This is a genomic window from Chromobacterium sp. LK1 (genome assembly GCF_001043555.1).
Lineage (GTDB): Bacteria > Pseudomonadota > Gammaproteobacteria > Burkholderiales > Chromobacteriaceae > Chromobacterium > Chromobacterium aquaticum.
This window is the reverse complement of the sequence record NZ_LDUI01000008.1, coordinates 30,050-45,721: the sequence shown is the minus strand read 5'-3', so window position 1 is coordinate 45,721 and position 15,672 is coordinate 30,050. Positions and strand designations below refer to the sequence as shown.

General features: G+C 63.8%; 15 protein-coding genes and 1 tRNA gene. 5 read left to right on the top strand and 11 right to left on the bottom strand.

Going from position 1 to position 15,672, the window contains the following annotated elements; genetic code table 11:
* Positions 1-6: 6 nt before the first annotated feature.
* From VI26_RS04830 to VI26_RS04820, 3 genes are read right to left on the bottom strand one after another with little or no spacing between them, the layout of a single operon-like run.
* The gene (locus VI26_RS04830; protein WP_048408622.1) at positions 7-2,817 is read right to left on the bottom strand and encodes an AAA family ATPase; all 2,811 of its coding nucleotides are present in this window, start codon (positions 2,815-2,817) and stop codon (positions 7-9) included.
* A complete protein-coding gene (locus VI26_RS04825; RefSeq protein WP_048408621.1) occupies positions 2,817-3,569 on the bottom strand; it encodes a hypothetical protein in 753 nt (250 codons plus the stop codon). Before VI26_RS04825 ends, VI26_RS04830 begins: the two co-directional genes overlap by 1 nt.
* Positions 3,569-4,846 carry a hypothetical protein gene (locus tag VI26_RS04820; RefSeq protein WP_231464035.1) on the bottom strand — a complete coding sequence of 426 codons (1,278 nt, stop codon included), beginning with the start codon at positions 4,844-4,846 and terminating at the stop codon, positions 3,569-3,571. Before VI26_RS04820 ends, VI26_RS04825 begins: the two co-directional genes overlap by 1 nt.
* Positions 4,847-4,999: 153 nt before the next feature.
* On the opposite strand from VI26_RS04820, the gene VI26_RS04815 reads away from it, so the two are divergent.
* Positions 5,000-6,127: a succinylglutamate desuccinylase/aspartoacylase family protein gene (locus tag VI26_RS04815; protein WP_048408619.1), complete on the top strand. Its 1,128-nt coding sequence runs from the start codon at positions 5,000-5,002 to the stop codon at positions 6,125-6,127.
* A gap of 18 nt (positions 6,128-6,145) precedes the next feature.
* Complete coding sequence (locus VI26_RS04810) at positions 6,146-6,382, top strand: DUF333 domain-containing protein (RefSeq protein ID WP_048408618.1); 237 nt, start codon at positions 6,146-6,148, stop codon at positions 6,380-6,382.
* A 111-nt stretch (positions 6,383-6,493) separates the two neighbouring features.
* On the opposite strand, the gene hisP is transcribed toward VI26_RS04810, so the two are convergent.
* The 5 genes from hisP to VI26_RS04785 form a co-directional block, all read right to left on the bottom strand.
* Positions 6,494-7,261, bottom strand: coding sequence for a histidine ABC transporter ATP-binding protein HisP (hisP, locus tag VI26_RS04805; protein ID WP_048408693.1), 768 nt, complete (start codon positions 7,259-7,261; stop codon positions 6,494-6,496).
* 15 nt (positions 7,262-7,276) lie between these two features.
* On the bottom strand, positions 7,277-7,990 hold the full coding sequence (locus tag VI26_RS04800; protein WP_048408617.1) for an ABC transporter permease: 714 nt from the start codon (positions 7,988-7,990) through the stop codon (positions 7,277-7,279).
* A complete protein-coding gene (locus VI26_RS04795; protein ID WP_048408692.1) occupies positions 7,987-8,676 on the bottom strand; it encodes an ABC transporter permease in 690 nt (229 codons plus the stop codon). Before VI26_RS04795 ends, VI26_RS04800 begins: the two co-directional genes overlap by 4 nt.
* A gap of 293 nt (positions 8,677-8,969) precedes the next feature.
* Positions 8,970-9,749 (bottom strand): ABC transporter substrate-binding protein, encoded by a 780-nt coding sequence (locus tag VI26_RS04790; protein WP_048408616.1) that lies wholly within the window; start codon positions 9,747-9,749, stop codon positions 8,970-8,972.
* A gap of 525 nt (positions 9,750-10,274) precedes the next feature.
* Positions 10,275-10,727 (bottom strand): helix-turn-helix domain-containing protein, encoded by a 453-nt coding sequence (locus VI26_RS04785; RefSeq protein WP_048408615.1) that lies wholly within the window; start codon positions 10,725-10,727, stop codon positions 10,275-10,277.
* A 111-nt stretch (positions 10,728-10,838) separates the two neighbouring features.
* Between VI26_RS04785 and VI26_RS04780 the strand changes: the two genes are divergently transcribed.
* Entirely contained in the window at positions 10,839-12,074 is a 1,236-nt protein-coding gene (locus VI26_RS04780) for an MFS transporter (protein WP_048408614.1), read from the top strand.
* A gap of 164 nt (positions 12,075-12,238) precedes the next feature.
* On the opposite strand, the gene obgE is transcribed toward VI26_RS04780, so the two are convergent.
* The 3 genes from obgE to rplU form a co-directional block, all read right to left on the bottom strand.
* A complete protein-coding gene (gene obgE, locus VI26_RS04775) occupies positions 12,239-13,399 on the bottom strand; it encodes a GTPase ObgE (protein ID WP_048408613.1) in 1,161 nt (386 codons plus the stop codon).
* A gap of 144 nt (positions 13,400-13,543) precedes the next feature.
* Complete coding sequence (gene rpmA, locus VI26_RS04770; protein WP_048408612.1) at positions 13,544-13,819, bottom strand: 50S ribosomal protein L27; 276 nt, start codon at positions 13,817-13,819, stop codon at positions 13,544-13,546.
* A 12-nt stretch (positions 13,820-13,831) separates the two neighbouring features.
* The gene (gene rplU, locus VI26_RS04765) at positions 13,832-14,143 is read right to left on the bottom strand and encodes a 50S ribosomal protein L21 (protein ID WP_039753142.1); all 312 of its coding nucleotides are present in this window, start codon (positions 14,141-14,143) and stop codon (positions 13,832-13,834) included.
* A 230-nt stretch (positions 14,144-14,373) separates the two neighbouring features.
* On the opposite strand from rplU, the gene VI26_RS04760 reads away from it, so the two are divergent.
* Both VI26_RS04760 and VI26_RS04755 read left to right on the top strand, forming a co-directional pair.
* Complete coding sequence (locus tag VI26_RS04760; protein WP_048408611.1) at positions 14,374-15,303, top strand: polyprenyl synthetase family protein; 930 nt, start codon at positions 14,374-14,376, stop codon at positions 15,301-15,303.
* A 155-nt stretch (positions 15,304-15,458) separates the two neighbouring features.
* A tRNA-Arg gene (locus tag VI26_RS04755) sits at positions 15,459-15,533 on the top strand.
* Positions 15,534-15,672 lie beyond the last annotated feature (139 nt).

Below are 15,672 nucleotides of genomic sequence, written 5' to 3'. Positions count from 1 at the left end.
TCAGGCTCAGGCGGTTTCGCCGCCGTCGACGCGGCGGCGGGTTTGCAGGATGGGCGGCGCCCATTGCTCGCCCGGCCGTTTCTTGCGCGTGGCCAGCGTCAGTTCCGACGGCGCGAAGATATTGATGTTGTGGGTATTCGGCGTGGTGATCAGATACTGCGCCTCGGTGGCCTTGAGGAAGCCGGCGACGCGGTCGATGTTGAAGATGTCCAGGTGGGCGAACGGTTCGTCGATGAAGACGAAGCCGGACGGGTTGGACTCGTCCATCATCAGACCTATCAGCAGGATCAGCGACTTCATCACCTGCTGACCGCCGGAGGCCTCGCCGTCGTTCATGCCCATCAGGCCCTTCTGGTCGAAGTTGAACTTGAGCACCAGGCCAGCCTGGGCCAGCGCCGCGTCGTCGTTGGACAGCTGCGGCAGCTCCACTTCCACCTGGATGCCGGCCAGCTCGCCCAGACGCTTGACGTTCTGGCCGTAGGCGCGGACGGTGGCGCGCAGCTTGCCCATATAGGCGGCGCGCGCTTCGTCGGTCAGCTCGCGCGAACGGTCCACCTCGCTCTGGCGGCGCTGGCGCTCGCGGTCCAGGCCGCTCAGGTCTTCCACCAGCTTGTCCTTCAAGGCCAGCACCGCTTCATCCTGTTCCCAGTCGCCGTTCTGCAGCCGCTCTTCCAGATAGTTGAGCTGGTGCTTGGCGTCGGCGGCGGTGTCGAACTCGCTTTCGAGCGCCGCGACGTTCTCGCTCGCCAGCGCATTGGCCGGCAGCCGCTGCGCCCATTCGCGCAGCTCGGCCAGTAAGCGGCGCACCTGGCGGCGCGCCTGCTCCACTTCCTGCTGTTTGCGCTGGAACACCGCCAGGCTGTCCTGCTCGCGCTGACAGACGCGGTCATGCGCCAGCCGCGCGTCGCTATAGCGCTGATCGGCGGCTTCTTTCTCGGCGCTGGCCTCGCCCAGCGCCGCGCCCAGGCGCGCCACTTCCGCTTCCAGCCCCTGTTTGCGCGTTTCCAGCGCGGCGAACTCTTCGGCGCGGCTGTCCAGCTGGCGGATGGCGTCCATGCCGCCCAGGTATTCGGCCAGGCCGGCGGCTTCGCGCGTGGCCGCCACCAAGCGTTCTTCGTCGGCGAGGATGCGCGTGTTCAGCGTCTTCAGTTCTTCGCGAAGCGCCAGCAGCCGCGATTGGCGCGCGGCTTCGCCGAAGGCGAATTCATGCGCCGGCACGCCGATGTGGCGCGCGCCGCGGCGCTCGCGGAAATAACCGTCGCGGGTGATCCAGTCGCCATTGATGTCGGCGCCCTGCTCGGCGTTGTCGACGCGGCTGACGCTGTTCATCTGCCGATACAGCCATTCCGGCGCGTCGGCGGAGAAGCGCACCACTTCCATCAGACTGCCGGCATTGGCGCGCGGCGGGCTGCAGCGCTCCGGCACCACGAAATGGCGGTAGCGCAGTTTCTCGCCGATGCGCCAGGCGTCGCGGCGGTCGCTTTCCCGCTCCAGCAGCACCACGTGGCGATAGCCGCGCAGCAGCGCTTCCACCGCCGCCTGCCAGTTGGGGTCCAGCACTTCCACGATGTCGGACAACATCTGATGGCCGATGCCGGCATCGTCCAGCGCCGCCTTGAACTGGCGCACGTCTTCCGGCGAGCGGCCGCGGCCGATTTCCAGCGCTTCCAGGTGCTGGGAGCTATCCTGGCGCTGCTTTTTCAGTTCGCGCAGGCCGTCCTTCAATTGCTCGGCCTCGCCGCGCAAGGAGGCCAGCTTGTCGGCGAGCTGGGCGGCGTCGGCGCCGTATTCCTTACTGGCCAGCGCCTGCAGCCGGTCGCGCTCCTTGAGCTGGCCGGCCACGCCGGCGTGCTCGCCCTTGGCGGCGACAAAGGCTTCCTGCGCGCCGACGCGCGAGGTTTCCGCCGCCTTGCGCGAGGCGTCGGCGGCCACTTCCGCCGCCTTCAGCTTGGCCACCAGTTGCAGGGTGTCGGCGTGCTCGGACTGGGCCTGGTTCAGCACATGGTAATTGGCGCGGTAGTTCTGCCAGACATTGCCCAGCGAGGTCTTGGCGTCCAGATAGGCCAGCACCGGCAAGGCCTCGTCGCGCAGCCGGGCGATGCCGGTTTGCAACTGCCGCCATTCCAGGTAGCGGTTGGCGCGCGCCTTCATGGTTTCCACCCGCGTCTGCAAGGCTTCTTCCTGGCGGCTTAGCGCTTCCAGCTCCAGCTCGGTGGCGCGTTGTTCGTCGCGCGCGCGCTGGTAGTTGTCCAGCACATCCTTGTCGCCGAAGACCTGGAACACCAGGTCCAGCAATTGGCGCGGGCTGTATTCGGTGAGCTTGTCGGTGTCGCCCTGTTCCAGCGCCAGCACTTCCGCCACCGCCGGGGTCAGGCCGGCCATTTCCAGCCGGCGGCGGTATTCCTGCACCCCCAGCCATTGGGCCTGGCCTTCGGCCAGCTCCAGCGCCACGTCGCCGTCCAGGATCGCGTAGTGGCGCACCCAGTCGCCGCCCTGTTTCTTGACCCGGCACAGCAGGGTCACGGTGTCGGAGACGATGGGGAAAAAGGGTGTCGGATACAGGCCGCCGCTGGGGCGGCGCGGATTGTCCACCACGCCGCGCAGATAGGCGAAGGGTTCCTTGTTATTGCGCACATAGCGCTTGTAATCGCGCTTGCCCGAGCATTTGATCGCCAGCAGGGTGCGCATCGCGTCCAGCAAGGTGGTCTTGCCGGAGCCGTTGGGGCCGATGATGGTGACGATCTGCGCGTCCAGCGGCACGGTCAGCCGCTGCCAGAAGTCCCAGTGCACCATTTCCACCGATTTCATCTGGAACATCAGCGCGTCTCCTCTTGCGCCGCGTCGTCGGGCGGCAGATCAAACAATGGGCCGGCGGAAGCATCGTCGGCTTCCGGCGCTTCCGGCGCGGCTTCGGCGCGCTTGTCGGCCAGCGCGTCGCGGCCTTCGCGGCGCAGCAGCACATCGGCCAGCGCGCCTTCGATGATGCGCGGCGCCAGCTGGGCGTAATCTATCATCAGGTCCAGCATCGGCCCCTCGTCCAGCCAGCGGCTGCGGCGGACGATGAAGCCGAGATTGACCAGGCGGCCGAGGTTGGCGTTGAAACGGGTGCGGCCGCCCAGCGCCTTGCCGAAGTCGGCGTAGAGCGCGTCCTCGGACAGGCCGGTGGACACGGTTTCGCCGGTTTCCAGCGGCTTTTGCGCGCCGAACATATCGCTCTGGTTTTCCTTGCCGGCTTCGACGCGGGCGATCTGACGCTCGCGCTTGGGCAGGATGATCAGCGCCCACAGAATGACCAGCAGCGCCACGCCGTCGCGCGGCAGGCCCAGGTTGTTATTCAGCCAGGCGTCGCCGGAGCCGAACACCGGTTCGGTCATTTCCGGCAGCAGCGCCACCGCGATGTGCTCGGCGTAAGGATTCTCCACCAGGCGCAGGCCGACTGCGGCCAGGCTCTTGTCCAGCTCCAGGCGGAAGCTGTCGTCCAGCAGCGCCTTCTTCGCCAGCGCGTCGCCGCGCGGCACCACCCGGTGCGCCAGCAGACGGGCGGTCAGGGTTTTGATTTCTGTTTCCATTAAGAACCTTTTTGAGCCGCGCCCACCAGCCGCGCGTCGGACAGCGTGGCCACTTCGGGGTGTTCCGGCTCGATCACGCCTTCGCCGCCTTCCAGGCTGAACGGCAGCTTGGCCAGCGCGGCGACTATGCTTTGGTCGTTGCGGGTTTCCGGATCGCCGATCAACGACAGCAGCGACAGCCGATAAGCGGTTTCGTCGTAACTGTCGGCCAGCACCGCCTGGCTGATGTGGACATCGGCCGCGCCGGCCATGCCCAGCTCCAGCAGCACGTCGTACATGGCCTCGGCCTCCAGCAGGCGCTCCATTTCCGGCGCGTCCGCCAGCGGCGCGGCTTCGCCGCCCGGCAAGCTCATGTCGCCGGCCTTGGCGCGCTCGCGCGCCAGCAATTCGAATTCCGCCACATCGCCCAGCTCCGGCGTGGACAGGAAGGCCGGCTCGGGATTGATGTCCAGGCAACCGTCCAGCTTGTGCGCCAATTGCCCGGCGGCCATGCGCCGCAGCCAGTCGGCGATGTCGGTGGACGTGAGGCCGGAGCCGCCCAGATGCACGCGCTGCGCCGCCAATTGCGCCAGCCGGCGCTCGAAGGTGCCAGCCAGCGCCAGCATGCGGCTTTGCGCCAGCGCGATGGCCTGGGCCTGGTTGAGCACCAGCAGGCTCAGCGTGTCGTCCTGGGTCAGCCCCTTGATCACCTCGGTGGACTTGGCCACCCAGCGCCACACCGCCTCCAGGCGGTGCTGGGCGGCGCGGATGCGGAATTCCGACTGCGACTCCAGCGCTTCCTCGAACTCGACGTACAGCTCGTTCAAGCGCGCCAGCAAGTGTTTCAAGGCCTCGTCCGATACCTGGCCCACCGCCTGGCCGGCGGCCACCTGGCTGGTCAGATAGCCCAGCTCGACGTCGTCGCCGGCGAAATCCACCATGGTGGCCAGCGCCGCCAGCGCGATGCGCGCGCCCTCGGACAATTGGTAGACGCCGCCGTCGCTGTCATAGACCAGCAAGCCGCCCTCGCGCAGCCGCCCCAGGATGGTGGCCAGTTTGGTGTCGTTCAGATAGGCGAAACGCTGAGCGATTTCCTGCGGCGTCCACAATGGCGCTTCGGCGCGGCCGCCCAGCTCGCGCAACACCAGCAGCCGCATCAGCACTTCCTCGTCGCCGCCGCGAAACAGGGTGACGAAGACGGACAGATAGGGCCAGGCGCCGGTCAGCCGCGACACCGCCTGCAAGGAGGCGGGCTCGATGCCGGGCTGGAAAAAATCGGAGAGAGAATCCAAGGGCACTCCACCACGCGCGCGGGCGTGGAATGGCAAAAGCCATGATTGTCCGGGGGGCTTGGGCGTTCGTCAACGCATGCCCTGCGGCGGCGCTATCTTGGCCGGCCCGGTTTGGCATAAGATTCGACGATGGAGCCGCACACCGCGAGAGGAGAAGCCATGTACACCCACCGCCAGCCCTTGCTGTCGCCCAGCCTGGGCAGCCAGCGCGAGCTGATCAGCTTTCATTTCGGCGTGCCGCAAAGCGGCGAGAAAATCTATATCCAGGCCAGCCTGCACGCAGACGAACTGCCCGGCATGCTGACCGCCTGGCATCTGAAACAAGCCTTGCAGCGGCTGGACGCCGCGGGTCTGCTGCGCGGCGAAGTGATCCTGGTGCCGGTGGCCAATCCCATCGGCCTGAACCAGAACCAGAGCGAAAAGCTGCTGGGCCGCTTCGATCTGCAAAGCGGCCAGAACTTCAACCGCCATTACCCGGTGCTGTCCGAGACGGTGTACGAGGAGGTGAAAGCGCAACTGAGCCGCGACGGCAAGGCCAATACCGCGCTGATCCGCGCCGCCGCCCGGCGTCAACTGGGCGCGCTGGCGGCCGGCAGCGAATTGCAATCGCTGCGCCACACCCTGGCCAAGCTGGCTTTCGACGCCGACGTGGTGCTGGATCTGCACTGCGATTGCCGCGCCGATCTGCACCTCTACACCGGCACCCCACTGTGGGAGCAGTGCGAACCGCTATCGCGCTATCTAGGCGCTTGCGCCACCTTGCTGGCCACCGACTCCGGCGACCATCCCTTCGACGAAGCCTGCAGCCAGCTATGGTGGCAGCTGCGCGACCTGGCGGCCGCCGAGGGCCTGGACGTCCAGATCGACATGGCCTGCCTGGCGGTGACGGTGGAGCTGCGCGGCGAACGCGACGTGCATCACGATTACGCGCGCCGCGACGCCGAAGGCATTCTCAACTTCCTGCGCCACCGCGGCGTGATCGCCGAGGCCGCGCCGCCGCTGCCGGAACTGCGCTTCCCGGCCACGCCGCTGGCCGGCTCGGAAAACCTGTACGCGCCCCACCCCGGCGTGGTGGTCTACCACGTCCAGCCGGGCAGCGAAGTGGCCAGCGGCGAGCTGCTGGCCGAAGTAATCGACCCGTTGAACGACCGCTGCAGCGAAATCCGCGCCAACCGTCCCGGCATGCTGTACGCCACCAGCGATCGCCCCTACACCACCACCGGCCTGTCGCTGGCCAAGGTGGCCAGCCGCGAGGCGTTCAAATCCGGCAAGCTGTTGTCGGCCTGAATCAGAAAGGAAATCGATATGAGAATCTTGATCTGCGCGATCGCGCTCCTGGGCCTGAGCGCCTGCAGCCAGACCAAGGCCCCGGAGCAGGCCAAGGTGGGCATGGCCAACCCGGCCTCGGTGTATTGCGGTGAGAAGGGCGGCAAGCTGTTGCCGCAGAAGGACGCCCAGGGCAATGAGTACGCACTGTGCCAATTGCCGGACGGCCGCACGGTGGAGGAATGGACGCTGTTCCGCGCCGATCACCCCCAGTAAAGGGCTTATCCACAGCCAACGGCAAAATCCAAACTTATCCACAAAACAACAAAACCGCCGGCCATCGTGCGCCGGCGGCTTGTATCCCCCTTGAGCAGGGTAAGGCTCAAATCACTTCAGGCTGCCCGACAGGAAGGCCTTCAAGCGCTCGCTCTTGGTATTGCCGAACACCTCGTCCGGATGTCCTTCCTCTTCCACCCGCCCCTGGTGCAGGAACATCACGTGGTTGGACACATTGCGGGCGAAACCCATCTCATGGGTGACCACGATCATGGTGCGACCCTCCTCGGCCAGCGCCTGCATCACCTTCAGCACCTCGCCCACCAGTTCCGGGTCCAGCGCCGAGGTCGGCTCGTCGAACAGCATCACCTCCGGCTCCATCGCCAGCGCGCGCGCTATCGCCACCCGCTGCTGCTGGCCGCCGGACAAATGCGCCGGGTACTTGGCCTGGGCGCGCTCGTCCAACCCCACTTTCTGCAGGTATTTGACCGCGCGCTGGGTCGCCTCCTCCTTGGAAATCCCTAACACGTGCACCGGCGCCTCGATCACGTTTTCCAGCACCGTCATATGCGCCCACAGATTGAAATGCTGGAACACCATGGCCAGCTTGGTGCGCATGCTCTGCAGCTGCTTCTGGTCCGCCGGCATCAGTTCGCCTTGCTTGGTGGGGCTGAGACGTATCGCCTCGCCGTTCAGGCTGATGCTGCCCTGATTCGGTTTTTCCAGGAAATTGATGCAGCGCAGAAAGGTGCTCTTGCCGGAACCGGAGGAGCCGATGATGCTGATCACGTCGCCGGCCTTGGCCTGCAGCGAGATGCCCTTGAGCACTTCATGGTTGCCATAGCTTTTGTGGATGTTCTGGATATTCAGCTTGTCCATCATGGAATCCGTTTCTCAGTGTTTCGTCGGCTGCAGATAGGCCAGCCATCTGGTCTCGGCCTTGCGGAACAGCCCCACCAGGATGAAGGTGACGCTCAAATAGATCAGCGCGGCGAGGCCGAAGGCATTGAAGGAGTCGTAGGTGGCGGCGTTGACGTCGCGCGCCACTTTCAGGATGTCCGGCACGGTGGCGGTAAAGGCCACGGTGGTGGCGTGCAGCATCAGGATCACTTCATTGCTGTACGCCGGCAGCGCGCGGCGCAGCGCCGACGGAATGATCACCCTCCGGTACAAGGTGAACTTGTTCATGCCATAGGCGCGGCCGGCTTCGATCTCGCCGTAAGGGGTGGCCTTGATCGCGCCGGCGAAGATCTCGGTGGTGTAAGCGCAGGTATTCAGCGCGAACGCCAGAATGGTGCAGTTATAGCCTTCGCGGAAGAAATGGTTGAGGAAACCCACCTCGCGCACCGCGTCCAGGCTGTACATGCCGGTGTAGAAGAACAGCAGCTGCACATAGAGCGGCGTGCCGCGGAACACGTAGGTGTAGAACCAGACGCTGCGCGCCAGCCATTTGACCTTGGATACCCGCGCCACCGCCAGCGGAATGGACACGACGAAGCCGAAGGCGATGGACAGCACCAGCAACCACATGGTGACGGCCAGGCCGGACAAGTGATAGCCGTCCGACCACAGGAAGGGGCGCCAGTACTGCTGAATGATGTCTATCATAGTTCGGCCTCCCGCACGCCCATGGAATAACGGCGCTCCAGCCACATCAGCACGAAATTGGACACGGTGGTGAGCAGCAGATAGATCACCCCGGCCACCAGGGTGAAGAAGAACACCTTGTAAGTGCTCTTGCCGGCGTCTATCGACACCTTGACCACGTCGGTCAGGCCGATGATGGACACCAGCGCGGTGGCTTTCAGCATCACCTGCCAGTTATTGGAAATGCCGGGCAGCGCGAAGCGCATCATCTGCGGAAACTGGATGCGGCAAAACACCTGCCAAGGATTCATACCATAGGCGGTGCCGGCCTCCAGCTGGCCCTTGGGCACCGAGATGAAGGCGCCGCGCAGCGTTTCGGTGAAATACGCGCCGTAGATGAAGCCCAGCGTCACCACGCCGGACACGAAGGGATTCAAATCTATCCGCTCCATGCCCCGCCACTCGGTCAGACGGTTGATGCCGATCTGCAGGCTGTAGAAGATCAGCAGCATCAGCACCAGGTCCGGTACGCCGCGGATCAGCGTGGTGTACAAGGTGGACACCCCGCTCAGCAGGCGATTGCTGGACAGCTTGGCGCCGGCGCCGACCAGGCCGATCAGAAAGGCCAGCAATAAGGACAGCACCGCCAGCTCCAGCGTCACCAGCGTGCCTTCCCAGATAATGGAACCGAATCCATACAAAAACATGCTCATCCCCTTTCAGGAGCGGCGGCGCAACGCGTCGCGCCGGTCCTGACTTGCGCAAAAGACGAGCCGCCGACAAAACGGATGGCCTATGGCGGCCACGGAAGCGCTGCGGGTTCCAATGCAGCGGTTTTGTCGGCGGCTGGCTAGAACCCGTTCAAAGCCTGCTGTGCGTCGGCGATACGGCGTTGAAAACAGCTTCGAAATGCTCATGTACCACTTGTACATTCCGCTTCCTCAGCTGTTTTCGCCTTGTCTCGCCTTAGCCCGCGAGGCCTTGAACAGGCTCTTAGCGTTTACTTGCCGTAAACGTCGAAGTTGAAATATTTCTTCTCAAGCTTCTTGTAGGTACCGTCTTTGAGCATGCCGGCGATGGCCTTGTCGATGTCGGCCTTCAATTCCTTGTCTTCCTTGCGCAGGCCGATGGCGGCGCCTTCGCCCAGGGTTTGCGGATCCACCAGCTCCTTGCCGGCGAAGCCGAAGCCCTTGCCGTCCGGCTTCTTCAGGAAACCTTCGTCAGCCTGCACCGCGTCTTGCAGCGAAGCGTCCAGACGGCCGGCCACCAGGTCGGACAGCACTTGGGTCTGGTTCTGGTAAGGCACCACTTCCACTCCGGCCGGCGCCCAGTGTTTCTTGGCGTAGGCTTCCTGGATGGTGCCCTGCTCCACGCCCACGCGCTTGCCCTTCAGCGCGGCCGGAGTCGGCATCAGGCCGGAACCGGTCTTGGCCACCATCCGTGTCGGGGTGTTGAACAATTTGGCGGAGAAGCTGATCTCTTTCATCCGCGCCTCGGTCACCGACATCGAGGACAGCACGCCGTCGAATTTCTTGGCTTTCAAGGCCGGGATCATGCCGTCGAAATCGTTTTCCACCCATACGCATTTGGCTTTCAAACGCTTACAGATTTCATTGCCCAGATCGATGTCGAAGCCGACCAGCTGGCCATTGGAGGCCTTGGATTCAAACGGCGCGTAGCTTGCGTCCACGCCGAAACGGACTTCCTTCCAGTCCTTGGCCCATGCCCCAATCGATGCGGTCATCAGACCCAAGGCCATCACAGCCAACGCTTTCTTCATTTGCTTCTCCTCATAGACTTCATCTACAGCCAACGGTGAAAACCCCGAGCCGACAGCCCGGCATATGCATTTCACAAGATAAAGCGCTTGGGGCTTTTGCCCTCTGGTTTGGTCCAGCTCCGCGAGGGGCTGAGCGGTTCATGTTATATAAATAGAGCAATTTGTCTATACCGTCTCCGCTGCCCGCCGCCAACACCGCCCTTATCTAAGCTTACGTCATGTCATCTGAAAAAATTAATGACTGGGTATTTCAGCGATCCGGCGAATTCGCGGCCTGTTGAGGACAAAATACAACATCCAAGCGCCCACACAAGTAACGCTTGGTATCGGAATGGGTGTACCTGCAAGTGAAAAAGTCTTCACATGAACAAACTACCGTCCCCTGCCGGGGGCGCTGTTCAAATGGCAGACGAGGACAAGGCAGACAGGTAAGAAGGCGGGAAGGGTAAGGGGCCGCAGCCCTGAAACATGAGGGAAGGATCAGCCCAGCGTCTGGCTGCGCGGCGGCTCCGGCGGCCTATCGGCTCACGCCAGCTTGCGCACCTCGGTGGCCTCAGGCGCAAGCTCGACGCCGTCCGCGTCCCTGGGCGACATCAAGGGCACGGGCTGGCCGCTCTGCTTGTCCACCAATAAGGAATGGCGCTCGCCCGGCGCGAACAGATGCCGCTCGCCCCACTGGCGCAAGGCCAGCACCACCGCGAACAGGCTTTCCCCCTTCGCCGTCAGCACATACTCCTGATAAGCGCTGCCGTCCGAAGCCGCCTTGGTGGCGAGGATTCCGGCATCCACCAGCTTGCGCAGCCGGTCGGACAAGATGTTGCGGGCCACGCCCAGGCTGCGCTGGAAATCGCCGAAGCGGCGCATGCCGTCGAAGGCGTCGCGCACGATCAGCAACGACCAACGATCCCCCACCACATCGACGCCGCGGGCGACGGGACAAGGCTCATCTTTCATGGTCATGATCTTGCGGGGCGACATCGGCTTTCCTTGCATGCGGTGGTGAATGGGGCAATCAGTTGCATTTTAAAACCAGATGTCCTAGTATTCAATCGGTTTCATTTTGCAACTAGATTAAATGAACTCGAGACCATGAACGCCAGGCACACACCATCGTCACCCTTGAAGCGCGCGCCGGCGCGCCCGGCCAATATGCCCGCCGGCCTGCTATGGCTGTTTGCCGTCGCCAGCGGCCTGAGCGTGGCCAACGTCTATTACGCCCAGCCCCTGCTGGACGCGCTGGCCCGTGATTTCGCCATCAGCCAGGCCGCCATTGGCGGCGTGGTCACCGCCACTCAGATCGGCTGCGCGCTGGCCTTGCTGCTGCTGGTGCCGCTGGGCGATCTGCTGGAGCGCCGCCGGTTGATGAGCGCGCAGCTGCTGGCGTTGGCAGCCGCGCTGGCGGCGGTGGCCATCGCGCGTTCCGCGCCGGCGCTGCTGGCCGGCATGCTCGCGGTCGGCCTGCTGGGCACGGCGATGACGCAGGGGCTGATCGCCTACGCGGCCAGCGCCGCCGCGCCGCATGAACAAGGACGCGTCGTCGGCGCGGCGCAAAGCGGCGTCTTCATCGGCCTGCTGCTGGCGCGGGTGTTCGCCGGCGCCGTCAGCGACCTGGCCGGCTGGCGCGGCGTCTACCTTGCCGCCGCCGCGCTGATGCTGGCGATTGCGCTGCCGCTGTGGCGACGGCTGCCCGCGCTGGCCGTCGCCAAGCCCTCAATGCGCTACCCGGAGCTGATCGCCTCCATGCTAACGCTGCTGCGGCGGGAAAAGACGCTGCAAATCCGCGGCATGCTGGCGCTGCTGATGTTCGCGGCCTTCAACATTTTCTGGAGCGCGCTGGTACTGCCCTTGAGCGCACCGCCCCACAACTACTCCCACACCGCCATCGGCGCCCTGGGCCTGGTGGGCGCCATCGGCGCGCTGGCCGCCGCGCGCGCCGGGCACTGGGCCGACCGCGGACATGGCCAGCGCACCAGCGCGGCGGCGCTGGCTCTGCTGCTACTGGCCTGGTGGCCGCTGGCGCTGATGCCGCAATCGCTGGCGGCGCTGCTATTAGGCATCGTGCTGCTGGACCTGGGCGGCCAGGCGCTGCACGTCAGCAACCAGAGCCTGATTTTCCGCGCCCGGCCTGATGCCCATAGCCGGCTGGTCGGGCTGTACATGCTGTTCTACGCGCTGGGCAGCGGGCTGGGCGCAATCGGCACCACCGCCGTCTATGCCCATGCCGGCTGGCAAGCCGTATGCTTGCTCGGCGCCGCCGTCAGCCTGCTGGCGCTGTTGTTCTGGTGGGCGACGCGGCGGGCGATGCCCGCGATGGCGGATCGATAAAGAAAAAGGCCAGTCGCGAGACTGGCCTTCTTGCTTGCAGCGGATGCCGAACCCGCCCAAAGTCTAGCGAGCAAGAGAGAGGCGGCTGAGAAAGCGGAATGTACCTAGGTACAAGACGGATTCAACGCAGCATCGTCTAAGCGCAGCGGACTTTGGACAGCTTCTTACTCTTCCGTCGTGTCCTGATGCATCGCCGCATCCGGAGTAATCATGGTCTGACGCGCGGCGGCGGCCTGCTTCTGAGCCTCGTCCGCCTGCTTGCGCTGCTCGGCGCGCACCACGTCCAGATAGGACATGATGGCGAAGGTCAGTTCGCGGGTGCCTTCATGGTTCAGCGCGGAAATGCTGAACACGCGCGGCGCCGTGAGATCGAAGCCGAAGCGGTCGTCCGGCTGCTGTTCCGGCCAGCCATAGGCCTTGAGGAAGGCGGACACCGTCAGTTCACGCTCATCCGGCGGCAACATGTCCACCTTGTTCAGCACCAGCCAGCGCGGCTTGCCGTGCAGCTCATCATCGTACTTCTTCAATTCCTCGACGATGGCGCGCGCCTCGCGCACCGGATCGACATTGGGATCGAACGGCGCCACGTCCACCACGTGCAGCAGCAGGCCGGTGCGCTGCAAATGCTTGAGGAAGCGATGGCCCAGGCCGGCGCCTTCCGCCGCGCCCTCGATCAGGCCGGGAATGTCGGCGATCACGAAGCTGCGGGTATCGTCCATGCGCACCACCCCCAGATTGGGATGCAGCGTGGTGAACGGATAATCCGCCACCTTGGGGCGCGCCGCCGACACCGCGCGGATGAAGGTGGACTTGCCGGCGTTGGGCATGCCCAGCAGGCCGACGTCGGCCAGCACCTTCAACTCCAGCTTCAGCGTGCGCTGCTCGCCCTGCTCGCCCGGCGTGCACTGACGCGGCGCGCGGTTGGTGGAGGATTTGAAATGGATATTGCCCAGGCCGCCCTTGCCGCCGCGCGCAATCATGATGCGCTGGCCGTGATGGGTCAGATCCGCCACCAGCTCGCCGGTGTCGTGGTCGGTGATCACCGTGCCCACCGGCATTTTCAGCTCGATGTCGTCGCCGCCCTTGCCATAGCAATCGGCGCCGCGGCCGCGCTCGCCGTGTTCGGCCAGGTATTTCTTGACGAAGCGGAACTCCACCAGGGTGTTGACGTTCTCGTCCGCCACCGCGTACACGCTGCCGCCCTTGCCGCCGTCGCCGCCGTCCGGGCCGCCGAAAGGAACGAACTTCTCGCGGCGGAAACTGGCCACGCCGTTGCCGCCGCGGCCCGCGAACACTTCAATGCGGGCTTCATCGATAAATTTCATGTTTTCAACCTCTGTTCTGGCGAGGAGTCAGGGGTCAGGATGGACTCGCGGCCACCCTCACGCCTTGCCCCTCGGGTATGAAAAAAGCCCTATCACAGGATAGGGCTTTCCCCGGAGGATCCATAGATCCCTAAGAAAGCGAATTTATTCGCCGTCTACGCCGGTGTACGGAACCACATTAACGATCTTGCGCTTCATTGCACCTTTAACGGTGAATTCAACGTAGCCGTCAACCTTGGCGAACAAGGTGTGATCCTTGCCCTGACCAACGTTTTCACCAGCGTGGAAGCGGGTGCCGCGCTGACGCACGATGATGGAACCTGCCGGAATCAGTTCGCTGCCGTAAACCTTAACGCCCAGGCGTTTGGCTTCGGAGTCACGACCGTTGCGGGAGCTACCGCCTGCTTTTTTGTGTGCCATGACTGTTTATCCTTACTTCGAAATCGCGTCGATGCGGATTTCGGTGAAGTTTTGACGATGACCCTGATGTTTCTGGTAGTGCTTACGACGACGCATCTTGAAGATGCGGATCTTGTCGCCACGACCGTGGGAAACAACGGTGGCCTTAACAGTAGCGCCGGCAATCATCGGGGCGCCTACAACAACCTGTTCACCGTCAGCAATCATCAGCACTTCTTCAAGTACGATCTGGCTGTCGACGTCTGCAGGTATCTGTTCTACTTTGAGTTTTTCACCAACGACAACTTTGTACTGCTTGCCGCCGGTTTTTATGACCGCATACATTCGCATGTGCTCCTGATAATAAAATCTCGCCGCTCTAGCGCGGGAGAACGCGAAACTATACGGACCCGCCATCAAGTTGTCAATGATTTCATCGACTTAGTCCGGCAGTACGCGGCCCATGGCGGCTGGAGCGGCTTTTCTGGTAACATTCCCGGCTTTGGCGTACCCAATTCATATAACTGGTTGAGATCGTGTCCACCCCGCTTTTCCGTACACTGATAGCCGACGACATGCAGGCGGTCGACCGCGTCATCCGCGCCCGACTGCACTCCGATGTCGTCCTGATCCGCCAGGTAGCGGAATACATCATTTCCGCCGGCGGCAAACGCCTGCGCCCGGTACTGACCCTGCTGTCCGGCCGCGCGCTGGGCCACGGCGACGCGCAGCTGCACGAATTGGCGGCGATGATCGAATTCATCCACACCGCCACCCTGCTGCACGACGACGTGGTGGACGAATCCGACCTGCGCCGCGGCCGCGAAACCGCCAATGCGCTGTTCGGCAACGCCGCCAGCGTGCTGGTGGGCGACTTCCTCTACACCCGCGCCTTCCAGATGATGGTCACCACCCGCAATATGGACATCCTGGCAGTGATGGCGGAAGCCACCAACATCATCGCCGAGGGCGAGGTGCTGCAGCTGCTCAATATCGGCAACACCGACGTGACCGAAGACGAATACCTGCGCGTGATCAAGTACAAGACCGCCAAGCTGTTCGAAGCCTCCGCCCGCGTCGGCGCGCTCAGCGCCGGCGCCAGCGCCGAACAGGTGCAGGCGATGGCCGAATACGGCATGTACCTGGGCACCGCCTTCCAGATCATCGACGACGTGCTGGACTACAGCGGCGACGCCGACACCATAGGCAAGAGCCTGGGCGACGACCTGGCCGAAGGCAAGCCGACGCTGCCCCTGATCTACACCATGCGCAATGGCAGCCCGGAAGCCTCCGCCACCGTGCGCGACGCGCTGGAACACGCCAGCCGCGATCGTTTCCAGGACGTGCTGGCTGCGGTACAATCCTGCGGCGCGCTGGACTACGCCCGGGCCGAAGCGGTCAAAGTGGCCGAACAAGCCGTTGCCGCGCTGGCGCCGATTCCGGAATCGGACACCCGTCAGGCCTTGGTGGAGTTGGCCCGCCTGTCGGTGGACCGCAGCGCCTAAGGACAAAAGTCTGCTGCGCGTCAGCGATACCGCGTTGAAAACGTCTTCAGAATGCTCATGTACCGTATGTACATTCCGCTTCTTCAGCCGTTTTCGCCTTGTCTCGCTCTAGCTCGCGAGCCTTTTAATGATTTTTGAATCAAGCTTTTCACAGCGTCTCCGTAGTTAAATGGATATAACGGCCCCCTCCTAAGGGGCAGTTACAGGTTCGATTCCTGTCGGGGGCGCCAAATTAATTTCCCAAGCAGTCCTAGCAGTTCCACGAAACCCGCACAGCACAAGGCTCTGCGGGTTTTTTGTTGTCCTAAGCATACCTATCGAAGCCGTTGAGTTCCGGGGGCACCAAGGGGCATAATCGGGGGAACCTCA